This window comes from Magnetospira sp. QH-2 (assembly GCF_000968135.1).
Classification (GTDB): Bacteria; Pseudomonadota; Alphaproteobacteria; order Rhodospirillales; family Magnetospiraceae; genus Magnetospira.
Window position 1 is genome coordinate 2140847 of record NZ_FO538765.1, and the last position, 17285, is coordinate 2158131.

Sequence of the window (17285 nt, forward strand, 5' to 3'; positions counted from 1 at the left end):
CTCCCTCTCTTTAAGTATGGGCGACGCGATCAAAATAGCGCCCTCGGTACATCAATCGCCCTTGGCCCGATGCGGCGTCCCCATCGTCGAAACCGGTGCGATCATGCAAAACATTGTTGCCGATGAGTCCCTGCCCCGCCGCCATGCGGTGGCGGAAGATATAGGGGCTGTCACCGTTGAGCAGCGCCTCGAGAAAGGCCACGGCGGCCGTCGTCGCGCCCTCGTCGCGCCAAGCCATGTTCCGCTTGCGCATGGAATAGTTCATGCCCAGGGCGCCGGTTTCATCGTCCACATAGAACACCGGATTGGGCCGCTCTCCCCGAATCTCCTCGCCGCCTTCCACATTGGGCGGCACCACAAAGGATCGTGGATGACAAAGGGCCGCCACCAGGGCCGGGTCCTCATCGCGCATCAGGATATAGGCGACCTCATGGTCCATCAAAGCATTCTCGCCGCCCGTCACCGCCGGACGGGTACAATGCAGGATCAAGCCCCGGATTCTTTCCTGCGGCACATTATAATAGCCGTCCGTATGCCATTTGATGGGCCGGTTGGTATAAGGAATGTAACGGGACCGCCCGCCTTCGTCGGCCACCTCCAAAGCGGTGATACAGCTTGAATCCGACTGCAAATGCGCATCCAGGCGCAGCAGCCCGAAATGATCCCCCAACGCCTTGACCTCGGCCGGGCCACCGCCGCCCGATCGCAAGGCATAGACGGCCATGTTGGTCTTGCGGATGCGCTCCAGGATGGCCACGTTTTCCTGCTCGCTGAGATGAAATGGATCGCTCACCGGGACCAGCAAATCCGCGGCGGTGGCCGGGTAATCGCGCAACTTATCGTCCCGCCAGGCCTTGTAGGCCCGATCATCATCCATCCGAAAGGCGTTTCCAGACATCGCTGTCTCCATCGGTTCATTCGGTCCCTTATATAGAGTGTGAATCACCGCTTGGGCAGTCCTCTCGCGTACCAAACCACCGCACATGCGAAATAAAATTCGATTCCCTCCCCTTAAGACGAACGATTCGGACCAAGGATTCCCCGGGACCAAAGCACCCGTTGCGGCGCGAAGCGGACGCGGGGCACCCCAAATGGGGGAATCCCCTACAAAAATTGGCCTTTTAGCGGGTCGATCAACCCTATCTCCGGAAGCGATTCTAACTTATAATAATTCCAATCAGACGACCAACGTCTACGACTAGCGAAAAAATAACAATGTTAACAATACGTTACAAGAATACCGGCGAAAGCAAAAATCCTGTGGATTCAAACCGCCACATTGGGTACATTAGCTTACCTTGATATAAAGGTGCCGGATCGTTATCGAGATGGCCTGCCCTGAACAAAAATCATGAAGGGGGCGGCCAAAGGCAGGGAGATCGTTCAAGCTGTAGGCGGCGTTGCCGCTTGCGGAATGTTCCCGGGGAGGGCGTCGATCGGTGATCGAACGCCGAGGGAATTCTTGGACCAAATTTCCCATAAGAATGAATGCGCGCCTTTCGTGCCCTTTAGGTGTTGGGGTTCGGAGGCAGGAAGGAAAAATTCTGGAGGTCGACAGACATGGCGAACAAGATGCCCGATACGCCCTTGCTTGATCAGCTTGAGGACGGTCCGTGGCCGAGCTTCATCACTGGTTTGAAGCGCTTGGCGAACGACGAAGGTAAGCAGTATGCCCCGACAGTGAAAAGCCTGCTGGGTCAGCTGGAGCATTCCTATGAAACCCGCAAAGGCTATTGGAAAGGTGGTACCGTTGGTGTCATCGGTTATGGCGCCGGTATTATCCCGCGTTTCTCCGAAGTGGCCGACAAGTTCCCGGAATCCAAAGAGTTCCACACCCTGCGCTTGATGCCCCCCGCGGGCATGCACTACAACACCAAGCTGTTGCGCGACATGTGCGACGTTTGGGAGCGTCACGGATCCGGTCTGATCGCCTTCCATGGCCAGTCCGGCGACATCATGTTCCAAGGGGCCAACACCGAACAAGTCCAGACCGCCTTTGACGAGCTCAACGAAATGGGTTTCGATCTGGGTGGCGCCGGTGCCGGCGTCCGGACGTCCATGAGCTGCGTTGGTGCAGCCCGTTGCGAACAGTCCTGCTATGACGAATCCAAGGCCATGCAGGGTGTTATCAATGGCGTGCTCGACGACATGCACCGCCCGTCCCTGCCCTACAAGTTCAAGGCCAAGTTCTCCGGTTGTGCCAACGACTGCGTGAATGCCTCGCACCGCTCCGATTTCGCGGTTTTGGGCACCTGGGCCGACGACATGAAGGTCGATCAGGACAAGTTCAAGGAATACGTGGCCGAGCGTGGCCGCAAAGAGATCATCGATCAGGTGATCAACCTTTGCCCGACCCGCGCCCTGTCGCTGAACGACGACGATACCTTGGACGTGGACAACGGTTCCTGCGTCCGCTGCATGCATTGCATCAACGTGCTGACCAAGGCGCTGTCTCCGGGCGACGTCAAGGGCTGCACCATCTTGGTGGGTGGCAAGCGGACCCTGAAGATCGGTGATCTCATGGGCTCGGTGGTCGTTCCGTTCATGCGTCTCGAGACCGATGAGGACTACGAGAAGCTGAATACCCTGGCCGCTGACGTGCTGGACTTCTTCGCCGAAAACGCTCTGGAGCATGAGCGGACCGGTGAAATGATCGAGCGGATCGGCCTGGTCAACTTCCTCGAAGGTGTCGGTTTGGATGTGGACCCGAACATGGTCAAGCATCCGCGCACCTCGTCCTACGTCCGCATGGACGATTGGGATGCGGAAGTGGACAAGTGGAACAAGCGCAAGCAGTCTGCGGCCGCCGAGTAAGCGACCGAGGCAAGTTTGCCGATATCATTCCCGAATAAGGGGACGCCGCCTTTAAGACGGCGTCCCTGACGGGGGAAACGTGACGAGGCCCCGAAGGGGTCCGAGAGAAATGTGTTCGGAGGCAGGAAAATATGAGCGACAAGCCGCGTATGCCCGATGAGTGCGGGGTCCCTGATCCCCAGCAGTACATGCACCCTGTAATGGTGAAGAACTACGGCAAGTGGGATTGGCATGACCGTCCCCGTCCCGGCGTGCTGCACCACGTTGCCAAGAGCGGCGACGAGATTTGGACCGTCAAGGCCGGTACCCAGCGTCAGATGGACCTTTACACCATCCGCACCCTGTGTGACATCGCCGACGAGTTCGCCGAAGGCCACGTGCGGTTTACCGCCCGTTCCAATCTGGAGTTCATGGTCAGCGAGGCCTCCAAGGTCGATCCGCTGATCGCCAAGCTCAACGAGCATGGCTTCCCCGTCGGTGGCACCGGCAACTCCATCTCGATGATTTCCCATACCCAGGGCTGGCTGCACTGCGATATTCCGGGCACCGATGCCTCGGGCGTGGTCAAGGCTTTGATGGATGAGCTCTACGAAGACTTCATCCACGAAGAGATGCCGAACCGGGTCAAGATGACCACCTCTTGCTGCCAGATCAACTGTGGCGGCCAGGGCGACATCGCCATCAACATTCAGCACACCAAGCCGCCGATCATCAATCATGATCTGGTTGCCAACATGTGCGAACGTCCCGCTGTTATCGCGCGCTGCCCGGTTGCCGCCATTCGTCCGGCGCTGGTCAATGGCAAGCCGAGCCTCGAAGTGGATGAGCGCAAGTGCATCTGCTGCGGTGCCTGCTTCCCGCCCTGCCCGCCGATGCAGATCAACGATCCGGAGCACTCCAAGCTGGCCATCTGGGTCGGTGGCAAGCACTCCTCCACCCGTTCGACCCCGGCTTTCCATAAGCTGGTCGTCGCCGGTCTGCCGAACAACGCCCCGCGTTGGCCGGAAGTTGCCGAGACGGTGAAGAAAATCCTCAAGGCGTACAAGGAAGACGGACGCCCCTGGGAGCGGATGAACGAGTGGATCGACCGTATCGGTTGGCCGCGGTTCTTCGAACTGACCGGTCTGCCGTTCACCAAGTACCATATTGATGACTGGCGGGGTGGCCGTAATTCCTTGAACACTTCCACTCACGTCCACCTTTAGGGTGGGCGTGGCGGGAGCCACGTTATTGATCCAAGAGCAAACCTAGGGGAACCCAAGGGGGAGAAGACCATGAATATCGGCATCCTCGTCAATGAAGGGCCGTTCACCCACCAGGCTTCGGATTCGGCGTACATGTTCGCCAAATCCGCCATTGCCAAGGGGCACCAAGTGCCGCGGGTGTTTTTCTACTATGACGGCGTCAACAACGCCAACAAGCTGTCCGAACCGCAGTCGGATGACCGCAATCTGGTCAAGCAATGGGGCGACCTGGCCACCGAGCACAACATTGACCTGGTGGTCTGTGTGGCGGCGGGCCTGCGTCGCGGCATCAAGGATGATATCCTTGCCGACGGCTTCCGCATCTCCGGCCTGGGCCAGCTCATCGAAGCTGGCATGGGTTGCGAGCGGCTTGTGACATTCGGTGATTAAGGGGGACAATTATGCCTGAGTTCGAATTTGACACCGAAGGCGTCATCAAAAAGTTCATGTTTTTGAACCGGAAAGCGCCCTACGGCACCATCTACGCCCTGGAAGTCCTGGAAACCGTGCTGATCTCAGCCGCTTTCGATCAGGATACCTGCCTGGCATTCGTCGATGACGGCGTCTACCAGATCATGAAGGGTGTCGATAATTCCGAAACCAATGACATGAAGAACTTTTCCAAGACCTTCCGGGCGCTCGACGGCTATGACGTCGAACGGCTGTATGTGGAAAAGGAATCCATGGAAGCCCGGGGCCTGAGCGAAGACGACCTGATCGTTGACGTGGAAGTCCTCAGTGCCGAGCAACTGTCCGTGCTCATCGCCGAGCAGGACGTGGTCATTTCCGGTTAAACGCAGAGGAGAGCGAAGACATGCTGCATATCGTCAACAAGTCGCCGTTCGAGCGGAACTCCCTCGATGCCTGCCTGCGTCTGGCCGAGAAGGGAAGCTCGATTCTTTTCATTGAGGACGGCATTTATGGCGCCCTCGACAATACCTCCGTGGCCGATAGCGTTAAAGCGGCCATGGCGGATCACGACCTCTATGTCCTGAGTGCCGATCTCAAGGTGCGCGGAGTGGATGGACGGGTAGTTGACGGCGTTACCGTGGTTGACTACGACGGGTTCGTGGATCTGGTGGTGGAAAAAGGGCCGTCCAATTCCTGGCTCTGATTTCGTCGTTCCGGCGACCACTATCTAGGTTTCAAGAGTGGGCCTCGTGTCCATCGTAAAACAAGGAGAGCATTGAAATGGCTTATGAAGTGAATGGTAAAACCATCGAGCATGACGAGGAAGGCTACCTGACCAACCTCGCCGAATGGTCCAAGGATGTGGCCGAGCTGATCGCCAAGGACGAAGGCGTCGATATGGGTCAAGAGCACTGGGAAGTGATCGACTTCCTGCGTGAGTACTATGAAGAGTACCAGATCGCCCCGGCGATCCGTGTGCTGGTGAAGGCCATTGGTAAGAAGTTGGGCCCGGAAAAGGGCAGCAACAAGTACCTGTACGAGCTGTTCCCGTATGGCCCGGCCAAGCAGGCTTGTAAGATCGGTGGCCTGCCGAAGCCGACCGGCTGCGTCTGATCGCGGATTGGCGGAGGGGGTCTCTCCTCCGCCGATGACCGGTTTTCCGGATTGGGTGACGCCTTCAGGGTTTCCCCATCCGGCATCCGGGAACGTGTTGAATTTTCTGGTTTTTCGTGAGGGAGAGCGCCTCCATGACGCTCCTAACGGTAGTCTACGCCCTACTTTTCTACTTCGCGGCCATTGTTTTGGTCGTCTTTACAGGGCTGAAGATCAAACAGTTTGCGACGGTTCCGTCGCCACTGGTGATCCCGACGACGCCCGCGCCGATCACCAAGACCGGTGTGGTATTCCGTGTCGCCAGAGAGGTGGCATTGTTCGAGAGCCTTTTCAAGTCCAATCGTTGGATTTGGATCTTTGCCGTGCTGTTCCATGCCGGCATGGCCATCGCGCTGGTGCGTCATCTGCGATACTTCGTGGAGCCGGTTTGGGGCTGGCTGGCCCTCATGCAACCTCTTGGAATTTATGGCGGCATGGCCATGGTGGTGGGACTCTTGGGCCTCTGGGCGCGGCGGCTGCTCGTTGACCGGGTGCGCTACATCTCCAACCCCTCCGACCATCTCATGCTGGCTTTGCTGGTGGGTATCGGCGCCTCCGGTCTGGGCATGAAGTTCGTTGCCCATACGGACATCGTACAGCTCAAGGCTTTTGCCCTGGGTCTGGTACGATTCGATTGGCAGCCCCTGCCCAGCGACCCTGCCCTGCTCATCCATTTGGGCCTGGTAGCCGTTCTCATGATCGTGTTTCCGTTCAGCAAGCTGCTGCACGCGCCGGGCGTGTTCTTTAGCCCGACCCGGACCATGGTCGATAACCCGCGCGAACGACGCCATGTGGCTGCCTGGGCAGCTCCCATGGACGCGACGCGGGAACGTTAAACAAAGGGACGACTGGAGGAAACCGTGGCCAAGGCTAAAATCGAGACTCCGGCACTTCGGGCTTACCGAGAAATCCCGGCCATTCAACCGGGCGCGATGGACCATTCACAGCCGTTCATTGCCAAGCCCGAGCATCAGGAGCCCCTGGGATTCCCCGGCGAGCTGGTGGACGATTGGGAAAACAAGGCCGTTGCCAAGATGGGTGACTTGCTGGGCAAGTACAAGTCCTTGCAAGTGTTCATGGATTCCTGTGTAAAGTGCGGTGCCTGCACCGACAAATGTCACTACTATCTGGGCACCAGCGATCCCAAGAACATGCCGGTGGCGCGTCAGGATCTGCTGCGCAGCGTCTACCGCCGCTATTTCACCCTGGCCGGCAAGATCGCGCCGAAGCTGGTGGGCGCCCAGGACATGACCAAAGAGGTCCTGGACGACTGGTACAAGTATTTCCACCAGTGCTCCCAGTGCCGCCGCTGTTCGGTGTTCTGCCCTTACGGCATCGATACCGCCGAGATTTCCATGGCCGCCCGCGAGATCATGGACCATATCGGCGTCGGTCAGAAGTATTGCAACGAGATCCTGACCAAGGTTCACAAGATCGGCAACAACCTGGGCCTACCAGAACCGGCCCTGGAAGCCACCCTGGAGGACCTGGAAGAAGACGTGAAGGACGAGACCGGCTTCGACGTGAAGTACCCGGTCAATCAGGAAGGCGCGGATGTACTGCTGGTGACTCCGTCCGCCGACTTCTTTGCCGAACCCCACATCGATGGGCTGATCGGTTATGGCAAGGTGTTCCATCAGGCCGGCGTGAGCTGGACGGTCAGTTCCTATGCCTCCGAAGCGGCCAACTTCTCCATGTTCATCGGCTCATACGACCAGATGTTCAAGGTTGCCAACCGCATCCGCAAGGCCGCGCTGGACTTGGGTGTCAAAAGGATCGTGTTCGGTGAATGCGGCCATGCCTGGCGCGTGGCCTACTCGTTTTTGAATACCATGGCCGGTCCTTGGGATTTTCTGGATCCGAAGTATCCGGTGCCGCAGCATATCTGCGAATTCACCAATGATATGATCAAACGCGGCGCCTTGAATCTGGACAAAGAAGCCAATGACCACATGACGGTCACCTATCATGACTCCTGCAACGTGGCGCGCGGCTCGCGCATGGGCGACATGCCGGGCGGCCAGTTCCATATTCCACGCGAGGTCATCAAGGCGAGCTGCAACAATTTCGTCGACATGGCCCCGGACACCATCCACGAGAGCACCTATTGCTGTGGCGGTGGCGGCGGTCTGCTGACTGACGATTTGATGGAGCTCCGCGTCAAGGGGGCCCTGCCCCGCATGGAAGCTTTGTCGGAATCCCGGGATCAACACGGGGTCACGCACATGGCTGCCATTTGCGCCATTTGTAAGAGTCAATTCACCAAGGTGATGCCCTACTACGGGTTTGACATGGACGCCATTGTCTCTGTCCACCAACTGGTGAGCAACGCCATCCAACTGGGTACGAAGGAATAATCCCCGGCCCTTTCGGTTCAAGAGTTCTGTAGCACGGTGAGGAAGCAATGAATCAACAAACGTCGAATACGGCCCTGAATTACCGTCGGTATACCGACGGCGATCAGAATTGGCAGCGCTTCGAAGACAAGATCTTCCAGGCGGGTTGGTCCTACAAGTGCCCGACCTACATCCATAAGACCCCGCCGTGCCAGGGCAGCTGCCCCTCGGGTCATGATATCCGTGGCTGGCTGGCCATTGCCCGCGGCATGGACAAGCCGCCGGTGGAAGGCATGCCGTGGCAGGAATATGCGTTCCGGCGCATGACCGAAGCCAATCCCTTCCCGGCGACCATGGGCCGCGTCTGCCCGGCGCCTTGCGAAGACGGCTGCAACCGTAACGAGGTCGATGATTTCGTTGGCATCAACTCGGTCGAGCAGTATGTCGGCGACTGGGCCATCGAGAACAAGATGTCGTTTCCGAAACCAGCCAAGGAATCCGGTAAGAAGGTCGCCGTCATCGGTGGTGGCCCGGCCGGTCTCGCCGCCGCCTTCTTCCTGCGCCGAGATGGCCATGGGGTGACGGTGTTCGAATCCCTGCCTGAACTGGGCGGCATGATGCGCTACGGCATTCCCGGGTATCGTACCCCGCGTGAGATGCTGGACGCTGAAATCGGTCGGATCATCGACATGGGCGTGGAAGCCAAGACCGGCGTCCAAGTAGGTGTCGATATGAGCATCGGTGATCTGGAAAGCGAATTTGACGCCATTTTCTGGGCCATCGGCGCCCAGAAGGGCCGTGGCCTGCCGATTTCCAGCTGGGAAAACACCCCCAACTGTCTGACCGGCGTGGACTTCCTGCGCGCCTTCAACGAAGGCCGCCTAAAATATGTGACCAAGCGCATTGTCGTGGTTGGCGGTGGTGACACCTCCATCGACGTGGCCTCTGTGGCCCGCCGCCTGGGTCACATTTCCACCGTCAACGAAAAGGATCGTCCGGAGAACATCGTTTTGGGTCATACCGCCCACGACGTGGCCGGCGCCGCGGCCCGCGAAGGCGTGGCCTCGACCCTGACCTCCTTGTTCCCGATCGAGGAAATGACCGCCGCCGATCACGAGCGTCAGGATGCGCTGCGCGAAGGTGTCGACATCAAGGGCGGCGTGATGCCTTTGGAAGTTCTCAAGGACTCCAACGGTCGCGCCATTGGCCTGAAGATGTGCGAGTGCGACATGGACGGCATGCGCCCGATCCCGCGCGAAGGCACCGAGTTCACCATCGATTGCGACCTGGTGGTTTCGGCCATTGGTCAGATGGGCGACATGACTGGCATCGAGTCCGTGGACAACGGCAATGGTTTCATCGAGGCCGACAAGACCTTCCGGGTCAAGGGCCAGGAAAAGCCGCACTTTGCCGGTGGTGACATCATCCGTCCGCACCTGCTGACCACCGCCATCGGTCAGGGCTCCATCGCCGCCGAGAGCATCGACAAGGTTCTGGCCGGGGCCGAGGAACTGGGCAAGCGCCCGCGTGTCGACGTGCATCACTTCAATTTGATGGACGAGCTGCGCGGTCGTGGTCTGGAGCCCGAAAAGGCGCAGGGTCCGACCCGGGGAACCTCGGACGAAGATTTCGCGGTTCACAACTACGAAGACCGCTCCTTCGCCGAGATCATCCCGCACAACGACCTGTTCCTGGGCCACTTCCCCTTCAAGGAGCGCAACAAGCGTCCGGAAATCCAAATCGGATCCGACGAAGTGCTGGGCAACTTCCAAGAGCGCATCCAGTCGCTCTCTGAAGAAGGCGCACAGGACGAAGGCGCCCGCTGCATGAGCTGTGGCATGTGCTTCGAATGCGACAACTGCGTGATCTATTGCCCGCAGGATGCCGTACATCGCACCAAGAAAGCCGAGCGCGCCGTGGGTCGGTACGTGTTTACCGAATACACCCGCTGCATCGGTTGTCACATCTGTGCCGATGTCTGCCCGACCGGCTACATCGACATGGGCCTCGGGGAGTAACACCCATGATCCGGATGACGTGGTTAATGGTCGTTGCCGTGCTGGCGCTGGGGTTTGCCCCGGCCCAGGCCGGTGACGGCGTGCCCATGCCCCAAATTATCAAGGGCAAGGGCGCACAATGTGTGGAGCCCACCAATGTCATGCGGCGCAACCACATGGACTATCTCAAGCATCAGCGCGACGAGACCATGCGGGAAGGTATTCGGGGAAATAAGTATTCCCTGACCGAATGCGTCGAATGCCATGCCACGCCGGATCCCCGCCCACAGATCAAGGCGGAAACCCTCTATGGGTTCTGCAAACAGTGCCATGCCTATGCCGCTGTCACCATTGATTGCTTCGGCTGCCATACCCCGGTCAAGGGTGAAAGCGGCCATAGCGAGCTGAAAGACGGTGCCTGGAAAGGCTTTGAACTGGCACATAAGCGCATGGGAGAGGAGACGGCCCGATGACCGACCATCGCCAAGAACTCTCGCATGATGCCGCCAAACGTCAGTTCCTTAGTGGTTCCGTCGCCGCCGCTGCGACCATGACCCTTGCCCCCGGTATTTTGCTGGTGGCACCGAAGGCCGCCGACGCGGCGGTCACCGGCCCGGTCACCGACAAGGTCCGTTGGGGCCTGTTGATCGATACCACCAAATGCGATGCCGGTTGCGACACCTGTGTAGGTGCCTGCAAGACCGAGCACGGCTGGGGCGACGAAAAAAAGAGCGACTCCTTTCAAGATACCCAGTGGATCCGCAAGGTGGCCGTGAAGAACCCCAGCACCGGTTTTTCCTTTTCGCTGCCGATGATGTGCCAGCATTGCGAAAACCCGCCCTGCGCCGACGTCTGCCCCACCGGGGCCTCGTTCAAGCGCGCGGATGGGATCGTGCTGGTGGACAAGCATATCTGCATTGGCTGCCGCTATTGCATCATGGCCTGCCCCTACAAGGCACGGTCCTTCGTGCATGAAGACCTGATGATGCAAAAGCCGCATTCGCCGCGCGGCAAGGGCACGGTGGAGAGCTGCAACATGTGCTCCCACCGGGTGGATAACGGCAAGATCCCTGCCTGCGTGGAAGCCTGCGCGGCCAAGGCCAAAGGCGCCATGATGTTTGGGGATCTCAACGATCCCAATAGCGACATCGCCAAAAAGGTCGCCACGATCGCAACGACCCAGATCCGGGCCGACCTGGGACTGAACCCGGGCGTTCTGTACCACGGCTTCTGAGGGGGAATGAATTAATGAAACGGATCTATCTGGATCATGTGGACGCCTCGGGCAGCAAGTACTACACCCTGCTCGCCTGGCTTGGCCTGATCGTCGCCGTCGGACTGGGCTGCATGTATTACATGGAGCACAACGGACATTGGGTCACCGGCATGAACAACGAAGTCGTCTGGGGCACCCCGCATGTCTTCGCCGTGTTCCTGATTGTTGCCGCCTCCGGCGCGCTGAATGTCGCTTCTGTCAGCTCTGTTTTCAGTCGCAAGATGTATAAGCCCCTGGCGCCGCTTTCGACCGTGCTTTCCGTCTCGCTGCTGGCGGGAGGTCTGGCGGTGCTAGTGCTTGATCTGGGCCGTCCGGACCGCCTTACGGTGGCCATGACCAGCTATAACTTCAAGTCCATCTTCTCCTGGAACATCTACCTGTACACCGGATTCTTTGTCATTGTGCTGGCCTATCTCTGGACCATGATGGAGCGCCGGATGCACGCCGTGGCGCCGCGCATGGGCCTATTCGCCTTTGTCTGGCGGCTGGCGCTGACCACCGGTACCGGCTCGATTTTCGGCTTCATTGTCGCCCGTCAAGCCTTTGACGCGGCGATCATGGCGCCCATGTTCATCGTCTTCTCGTTTGCCTACGGCTTGGCCTTCTTTAACCTTGTCGTGATGGCCATCTACAGCTGGACCGACAGGGAGATGGGACTTTTCGTCACTCACCGCATGAGTGGCATGCTGCGGATTTTCGTCGCCGGTTCCTTCTACTTCGTCATCGTCTATCACCTGACCAACCTCTATGCCACCGAGCATCATGGTTGGGAGACGTTCGTGCTGATGAATGGCGGGATCTACACCACCTTGTTCTGGGTCGGCCAAGTGGGCATCGGCTACGTTCTGCCCATGATCCTATTATTCCATTCCGGAACCCGCGAGAACCGTGGCGCCATTGCCGGGGCCTCGATCCTGGTGATCCTGGGCGGCATGGCACAGATGTATGTAACCATCATCGGCGGTCAGGCTTTCCCGCTGGTTTTGTTCCCGGGCTTGGAAGTGTCGAGCAGCTTCGCCGATGGCGTGGTCGCCTCCTATACGCCCAGCGGCTGGGAAGTGGGTCTGGGCGTGATGGGCTTTGCGATCACTTTGCTGATCGTCACCGTGGCCATCAAGGCCCTGCGGATCGTGCCCAATTCCTTGGCGGACAAGTTCCTGGATCCGGACTATGAAAAAACTCAGGCACAACTGGCCAAGGAAGAGGCCCTCGCCGAACAGGCCTGACCGGCACCACATAAAGCGACGACAGGGGGCCGGTTCAACGGCCCCCTTTGCATTTCCGGGGTTTCGATCGCCTGAATCCCCCCCATATAGGGACCAGACCACCAAGGGGAATCCATGGGTCACGTCTATATATCCGCCGCCCACAAGTCGTCGGGCAAAACGACGGTCAGCATCGGCCTCTGTGCCGCGCTGGCCCGTCGTGGGTTGGATGTGCGCCCCTTCAAGCGCGGGCCGGACTATATCGACCCCCTTTGGCTGGGCCGCGCCGCCGGATCTCCTTGCCACAACCTGGATTTCCACGTGCAGTCCGCCGACGAGATCCGCGATGCCTTTGATCATCGAAGCCAAGGGGGCGATATTTCCTTGATCGAAGGCAACAAAGGTCTCTACGACGGCATGGACCTGGAAGGCGTCGATTGCAATGCCGCTCTGGCCAAGTTATTGCGGGCGCCGGTGATCCTGGTCATCGACTGCCAGGGCATGACCCGGGGCGTGGCCCCTTTGGTGCTGGGCAATCAGGCCTTCGATCCCGAGGTAGAGATCGGCGGAATCATCCTCAATAAAGTCGGCGGGCCGCGCCACGAAGAAAAACTGCGGGCGGTGTTGGCGCACTACACGGAAATACCGGTGCTCGGCGCGGTGCATAAGAACGTGGGATTGGAGATCAAGGAACGGCACCTGGGCCTGATGCCCAGCAACGAGGATCCAATGGCCCGGGCGCAAATCGAGGCCATCGCCGATGCGATCGAGGCTTGCGTGGATCTGGACCAATTGCTGACAATTGCCAACCAGGCACCGGCCTCGCCCGCCCCCTCCCCTCGCCCGACCCCGCCGACCAAGGACCTGCGGATCGCTGTGGCTCGTGATGCGGCCTTCGGATTCTATTATCCCGGCGACCTGGAAGCCCTGGAAGCGGCCGGGGCAGCGCTTGTGTTCCTGGACATGACCCGCGACCAGAAACTTCCGCCCGTGGACGGCTTGTTCCTCGGCGGTGGTTTTCCGGAAACCCAAGCGGCGGCGCTGAGTGCCAACCATGCCATACGAACGCAGGTGCGCGAGGCTTTGGAGGGCGGCCTGCCCGCCTATGCCGAATGTGGCGGCCTGATGTATCTGTCGCGCTCGGTGGAATGGCAAGGCGAAACCCACGAGATGGTCGGCTTTATCCCCGGACGCACGGTAATGGGTGCCCGGCCCCAAGGACGCGGCTATACCCGCCTGAAGGAAACCGGCGCGGGCCCCTGGCCCCTGTGTGACGAGACAGGACAGCCAATGGCCTTTCCGGCCCACGAATTCCATTATTCCCGTTTGATCGATTGCGACCCGGGTTTGACCTATGCCTGGCAGGTCTTGCGCGGACACGGCATCGATGGGCAGAATGACGGCATCGTCATCAACAATGTTCTGGCCGGATACGGCCATATGCGCCATGTGGCGGACAACCCCTGGACAGAGCGCTTCGTCGCTTTCGTCCGGGCACAAAGACAAGACCGCCGAAATCTGGTGGCCGGAGGAACCCGATGACCGAAGAACAAAGCACGGAACCGCAACCCCAATCTCCTTGCGTGGCGCTGGTCGGCGCAGGCCCCGGAGACCCGGACCTGCTGACCGTTAAGGCTCTGCGACTCATTCAAGAAGCCGATGTGGTGGTCTACGACCGCTTGGTATCCGAGGAGATCATGGACCTGATTCCCGCCGGAGCGACCCGCATTTTCGCCGGCAAGGCGGCCCTGCACCATCACATGAAGCAAGATGACATCAACGAGACCCTGGTCAACCTGGCCAAGAGCGGTCGCCGGGTCGTGCGTCTGAAGGGCGGCGATCCGTTCATTTTCGGACGCGGCAGCGAAGAAGCCATGTATCTGGCCGAACACGGCATCTGTTTTCAGATCGTGCCGGGCATTACCGCCTCGGCGGGCTGCACCGCCTATGCCGGTATCCCCCTGACCCATCGCGGGCTGGCCACCGGCGTTCGGATCGTCACCGGCCACGTGCGCGAAGGCGAGGAACTGGACCTGGATTGGGCGGGTCTGGCCGATCCCAACACGACGCTGGTGATCTATATGGGCCTGACCAATGTGGAGCGCATCACCCGCGAGCTGATCGCCAATGGTCTATCGCCAGAGATTCCCTCCGCCGCCGTGCAATCGGGCACCACGCCCCGTCAGCGGTCGGTCACGGCGCCCCTTTCGGATCTAGCCGCGGTATTGGATAAGGAACAGTTCAAAGCGCCGAGTCTCCTGGTCATCGGTCGTGTGGTCGCCCTGGCTGATACACTGGCCTGGAAAATCCCGCAGTCAGCTTGCGACATTGAGGCCCATGGATAGGTCATTCAAGGACGCGGCTCTGGTGATCATCGGCCATGGGTCGACCCAGAATCCCCAGTCCTCCAAGGCAACCCTGGACCATGCCGACGACCTGCGCCAACGCGACCTGTTCGCCGAGGTCCGGGTGGGGTTTTGGAAAGAAGCACCGAAATTGGACCAGTGCCTGGAAGGTATTGCCGCCGAGACGATCTATTTGGTGCCCAACCTGGCCTGCAAAGGCTATATCACCGGCGAGGTGATCCCGGCGGCCATGGGACTGACTGGAACCATTACCGAACGGGACAATAAAAAGCTGGTGCTCTGCGATCCGGTGGGTACGCACCCGCTAATGGCGGAAGTATTGGCCGACCGGGCCTGCTCGATCATCACTGAGCATGGCCTCCACCCGGATCATACCTGCCTGATCCTGGTGGGCCATGGGTCCAGCCGCAATCGCAAATCCGCCATTCAAACCGAGGCCGTGGCCGCCAAGCTTGCCGAGATGCAGCTGGCCGCCGATGTGCGCACCGCCTTTTTGGAACACCCGCCCTTGGTCAACGAATGGCACAATGATACCGCCAAAGGTAATGTCATCGTCATTCCCTTCATGATTTCCAACGGCTTGCACGGAGCCGAAGATGTGCCCCGTTTGTTGAGCCTGGACCCTCTCGACCCCGCGCTGATTCATTTGGCCGAGACCGGCACCCCTGCTGGCCCCTTTGAACGCCACGGACGGCAAGTGTGGTACTGCCGCGCCGTCGGCTGCGAACGGCGAATCGCCGACGTCATTTTGCGTCAGGTTGAGAGTGCTTCCAGGATTTAAGAGTTTCCCCTGCGTCTAACGCATTGCAGCAATTCCTAATATACACTGGTGACAACACGGTCAAAAACGATAAAGTGTAACAAAGCGTACAGTGTATCTTCGGGGGTTGATATGCGTTTGCGACTAATGGATCGTGCCGTCTCGTTTGTGCTTGGTTTCCTGGCTTTGACCCTGATCATGGGGGGCGCCGGTCCGGTTAGCGCGGCCGACAAGGGCTCCACCGCCGATCACACCAAATTCAAGGAACTGGAAGGCCCGTTCGAAACCGGACCGCAAGTCACCGAGGCCTGCCTGAAATGCCATACCGAGGCCGCCAAACAGGTCCACAAGACCAAGCATTGGACCTGGTCCGTGGTCAACAAGGATACCGGCCAGAAGCTTGGCAAGCGGAACGTTATCAATAACTTCTGCATCTCCACCCAGTCCAATATCGGCTCTTGTTCCACCTGTCACGTGGGCTATGGCTGGGTTGACAACGAGTTTGATTTCTCATCAGAGAAACATGTGGATTGCCTGGTCTGCCACGACGGCACGGGCACCTATGACAAGAAACGCCTGCGGGATAAGAAAAGTGTCAATCTGCGCCTGATCGCCCAGAACGTCGGCCCGACCAGCCGTGCCACCTGTGGCGCCTGCCACTTCAAGGGTGGCGGCGGCGCAGCCGTGAAGCATGGGGACCTGGATCCCTCCATGACCACGCCGGACATGTTCCTGGACGTGCACATGGATGCCGACGGCCTGAATTTCTCCTGCGCCACCTGCCATACCACCGATGCCCACATGGTCGCTGGCAGCCGCTATACCCCGAAAGCCAAGGGTGCCGAGGATATTGTGGTACCGGGCAAGAAGGAGCAGAACCGCGCCTCCTGTCAGGCCTGTCACGGCCAGCGCCCCATGAAGAACGAGAAATTGAACGATCATACGGATCGTCTCGCTTGTACAGCCTGCCACGTCCCGGCCTTTGCCCGCGGCGACTTCCCCACCAAAATGTGGTGGGACTGGTCCACCGCCGGTCGCATGGACGAAAATGGCAAGCCCATGCATGAACTCGATGCCAGGGGCCAAGAGATCTATAATTCCAAGAAAGGTGACTTCAAGTGGGGCAGCGATGTCATCCCGGAATATGTCTGGTTCAATGGCGACGTGCGCTACACCCTGGTCGGCGATGAGATCGATCCCAAGAGCATCGTCGAAATCAACCGCTTCGAAGGCAGCGCCGACGATCCCGACTCACGCCTTTGGCCGGTCAAGGTGATGCGCGGCAAGCAGCCCTACGATGCCAAACAAAACACCATGGCGCCGGTTCATACCACCGGGAAAGACGGCTATTGGACCCAGTTCCAATGGGAAGACTCCGTTGCCAAGGGTTTGGCGGCCGTGGGTATGGAATTCAGCGGCGAATTGGGCTTTGTTGAAACCACCATGATGTGGCCCATGGCCCATATGGTCGCGCCGACCGAAAAGTCCCTCGATTGCGTCGATTGCCACGCCAAGAATGGGCGCCTGGCGGGCGTAACGGGAATGTATCTGCCCGGTCGTGACACATGGCCGCTGGTGGACTATGCGGGCTATGCCCTGGTCATCCTGACCCTGGTGGGTGTGCTCGGCCATGGTTTCCTGCGTATCGTCTCGCCCAAAAACCCACGCAAGCACTAAGACACGTTTAGATCCCGCCCCACGGGGACGATAGGATGGAGGATCGA

The 17285-nt window shown here is 59.3% G+C and carries 17 protein-coding genes; 16 read left to right on the forward strand and 1 reads right to left on the reverse strand.

Features of this window, described 5'->3' with window-relative positions; genetic code table 11:
• Window positions 1–10: 10 nt before the first annotated feature.
• A complete protein-coding gene (locus tag MGMAQ_RS10130) occupies window positions 11–877 on the reverse strand; it encodes a TauD/TfdA family dioxygenase (RefSeq protein WP_198409112.1) in 867 nt (288 codons plus the stop codon).
• Window positions 878–1560: 683 nt separating this feature from the next.
• On the opposite strand from MGMAQ_RS10130, the gene dsrA reads away from it, so the two are divergent.
• From dsrA to MGMAQ_RS10210, 16 genes are all read left to right on the forward strand, one after another.
• Window positions 1561–2814 (forward strand): dissimilatory-type sulfite reductase subunit alpha, encoded by a 1254-nt coding sequence (gene dsrA / locus MGMAQ_RS10135; protein WP_046021453.1) that lies wholly within the window; start codon window positions 1561–1563, stop codon window positions 2812–2814.
• Window positions 2815–2945: 131 nt separating this feature from the next.
• Window positions 2946–4019: a dissimilatory-type sulfite reductase subunit beta gene (dsrB, locus tag MGMAQ_RS10140; RefSeq protein WP_046021454.1), complete on the forward strand. Its 1074-nt coding sequence runs from the start codon at window positions 2946–2948 to the stop codon at window positions 4017–4019.
• 69 nt (window positions 4020–4088) lie between these two features.
• Window positions 4089–4448, forward strand: coding sequence for a sulfurtransferase complex subunit TusD (tusD, locus tag MGMAQ_RS10145; RefSeq protein WP_046021455.1), 360 nt, complete (start codon window positions 4089–4091; stop codon window positions 4446–4448).
• A gap of 11 nt (window positions 4449–4459) precedes the next feature.
• On the forward strand, window positions 4460–4852 hold the full coding sequence (tusC, locus tag MGMAQ_RS10150) for a sulfurtransferase complex subunit TusC (RefSeq protein WP_046021456.1): 393 nt from the start codon (window positions 4460–4462) through the stop codon (window positions 4850–4852).
• A 20-nt stretch (window positions 4853–4872) separates the two neighbouring features.
• Window positions 4873–5172: a sulfurtransferase complex subunit TusB gene (tusB, locus tag MGMAQ_RS10155; RefSeq protein ID WP_046021457.1), complete on the forward strand. Its 300-nt coding sequence runs from the start codon at window positions 4873–4875 to the stop codon at window positions 5170–5172.
• 77 nt (window positions 5173–5249) lie between these two features.
• Window positions 5250–5582, forward strand: a complete 333-nt coding sequence (locus MGMAQ_RS10160) for a TusE/DsrC/DsvC family sulfur relay protein (protein WP_046021458.1) — start codon at window positions 5250–5252, stop codon at window positions 5580–5582.
• 134 nt (window positions 5583–5716) lie between these two features.
• Window positions 5717–6457 (forward strand): respiratory nitrate reductase subunit gamma, encoded by a 741-nt coding sequence (locus MGMAQ_RS10165; RefSeq protein ID WP_046021459.1) that lies wholly within the window; start codon window positions 5717–5719, stop codon window positions 6455–6457.
• 24 nt (window positions 6458–6481) lie between these two features.
• Window positions 6482–7978, forward strand: coding sequence for a sulfate reduction electron transfer complex DsrMKJOP subunit DsrK (dsrK, locus tag MGMAQ_RS10170; RefSeq protein WP_046021460.1), 1497 nt, complete (start codon window positions 6482–6484; stop codon window positions 7976–7978).
• 47 nt (window positions 7979–8025) lie between these two features.
• Window positions 8026–9975: an NAD(P)-binding protein gene (locus MGMAQ_RS10175; protein ID WP_046021461.1), complete on the forward strand. Its 1950-nt coding sequence runs from the start codon at window positions 8026–8028 to the stop codon at window positions 9973–9975.
• Window positions 9976–9980: 5 nt separating this feature from the next.
• Complete coding sequence (locus tag MGMAQ_RS10180; protein WP_193788036.1) at window positions 9981–10427, forward strand: hypothetical protein; 447 nt, start codon at window positions 9981–9983, stop codon at window positions 10425–10427.
• The gene (gene dsrO / locus MGMAQ_RS10185; protein WP_082085368.1) at window positions 10424–11188 is read left to right on the forward strand and encodes a sulfate reduction electron transfer complex DsrMKJOP subunit DsrO; all 765 of its coding nucleotides are present in this window, start codon (window positions 10424–10426) and stop codon (window positions 11186–11188) included. Before MGMAQ_RS10180 ends, dsrO begins: the two co-directional genes overlap by 4 nt.
• 14 nt (window positions 11189–11202) lie before the next feature.
• Window positions 11203–12456: an NrfD/PsrC family molybdoenzyme membrane anchor subunit gene (nrfD, locus tag MGMAQ_RS10190; protein WP_046021463.1), complete on the forward strand. Its 1254-nt coding sequence runs from the start codon at window positions 11203–11205 to the stop codon at window positions 12454–12456.
• 114 nt (window positions 12457–12570) lie between these two features.
• On the forward strand, window positions 12571–13977 hold the full coding sequence (locus tag MGMAQ_RS10195; protein ID WP_046021464.1) for a cobyrinate a,c-diamide synthase: 1407 nt from the start codon (window positions 12571–12573) through the stop codon (window positions 13975–13977).
• Complete coding sequence (cobA, locus tag MGMAQ_RS10200) at window positions 13974–14780, forward strand: uroporphyrinogen-III C-methyltransferase (protein WP_046021465.1); 807 nt, start codon at window positions 13974–13976, stop codon at window positions 14778–14780. The genes MGMAQ_RS10195 and cobA overlap by 4 nt, the downstream gene beginning before the upstream one ends.
• Window positions 14773–15582 (forward strand): CbiX/SirB N-terminal domain-containing protein, encoded by an 810-nt coding sequence (locus tag MGMAQ_RS10205; RefSeq protein WP_046021466.1) that lies wholly within the window; start codon window positions 14773–14775, stop codon window positions 15580–15582. The genes cobA and MGMAQ_RS10205 overlap by 8 nt, the downstream gene beginning before the upstream one ends.
• A 111-nt stretch (window positions 15583–15693) precedes the next feature.
• Window positions 15694–17238 carry a tetrathionate reductase family octaheme c-type cytochrome gene (locus tag MGMAQ_RS10210; protein WP_046021467.1) on the forward strand — a complete coding sequence of 515 codons (1545 nt, stop codon included), beginning with the start codon at window positions 15694–15696 and terminating at the stop codon, window positions 17236–17238.
• Window positions 17239–17285 lie beyond the last annotated feature (47 nt).

Bases quoted from the DNA above. Each gene is read 5' to 3' on its own strand.
- MGMAQ_RS10210 (WP_046021467.1), top strand. From the start codon at position 15,694: ATGCGTTTGCGACTAATGGATCGTGCCGTCTCGTTTGTGCTTGGTTTC.
- cobA (WP_046021465.1), top strand. From the start codon at position 13,974: ATGACCGAAGAACAAAGCACGGAACCGCAACCCCAATCTCCTTGCGTG.
- MGMAQ_RS10130 (WP_198409112.1), bottom strand. From the start codon at position 877: ATGGATGATGATCGGGCCTACAAGGCCTGGCGGGACGATAAGTTGCGC.
- MGMAQ_RS10205 (WP_046021466.1), top strand. From the start codon at position 14,773: ATGGATAGGTCATTCAAGGACGCGGCTCTGGTGATCATCGGCCATGGG.
- MGMAQ_RS10195 (WP_046021464.1), top strand. From the start codon at position 12,571: ATGGGTCACGTCTATATATCCGCCGCCCACAAGTCGTCGGGCAAAACG.
- MGMAQ_RS10165 (WP_046021459.1), top strand. From the start codon at position 5,717: ATGACGCTCCTAACGGTAGTCTACGCCCTACTTTTCTACTTCGCGGCC.
- MGMAQ_RS10175 (WP_046021461.1), top strand. From the start codon at position 8,026: ATGAATCAACAAACGTCGAATACGGCCCTGAATTACCGTCGGTATACC.
- dsrO (WP_082085368.1), top strand. From the start codon at position 10,424: ATGACCGACCATCGCCAAGAACTCTCGCATGATGCCGCCAAACGTCAG.
- tusD (WP_046021455.1), top strand. From the start codon at position 4,089: ATGAATATCGGCATCCTCGTCAATGAAGGGCCGTTCACCCACCAGGCT.
- nrfD (WP_046021463.1), top strand. From the start codon at position 11,203: ATGAAACGGATCTATCTGGATCATGTGGACGCCTCGGGCAGCAAGTAC.
- MGMAQ_RS10180 (WP_193788036.1), top strand. From the start codon at position 9,981: ATGATCCGGATGACGTGGTTAATGGTCGTTGCCGTGCTGGCGCTGGGG.
- MGMAQ_RS10160 (WP_046021458.1), top strand. From the start codon at position 5,250: ATGGCTTATGAAGTGAATGGTAAAACCATCGAGCATGACGAGGAAGGC.
- dsrA (WP_046021453.1), top strand. From the start codon at position 1,561: ATGGCGAACAAGATGCCCGATACGCCCTTGCTTGATCAGCTTGAGGAC.
- dsrB (WP_046021454.1), top strand. From the start codon at position 2,946: ATGAGCGACAAGCCGCGTATGCCCGATGAGTGCGGGGTCCCTGATCCC.
- tusB (WP_046021457.1), top strand. From the start codon at position 4,873: ATGCTGCATATCGTCAACAAGTCGCCGTTCGAGCGGAACTCCCTCGAT.
- tusC (WP_046021456.1), top strand. From the start codon at position 4,460: ATGCCTGAGTTCGAATTTGACACCGAAGGCGTCATCAAAAAGTTCATG.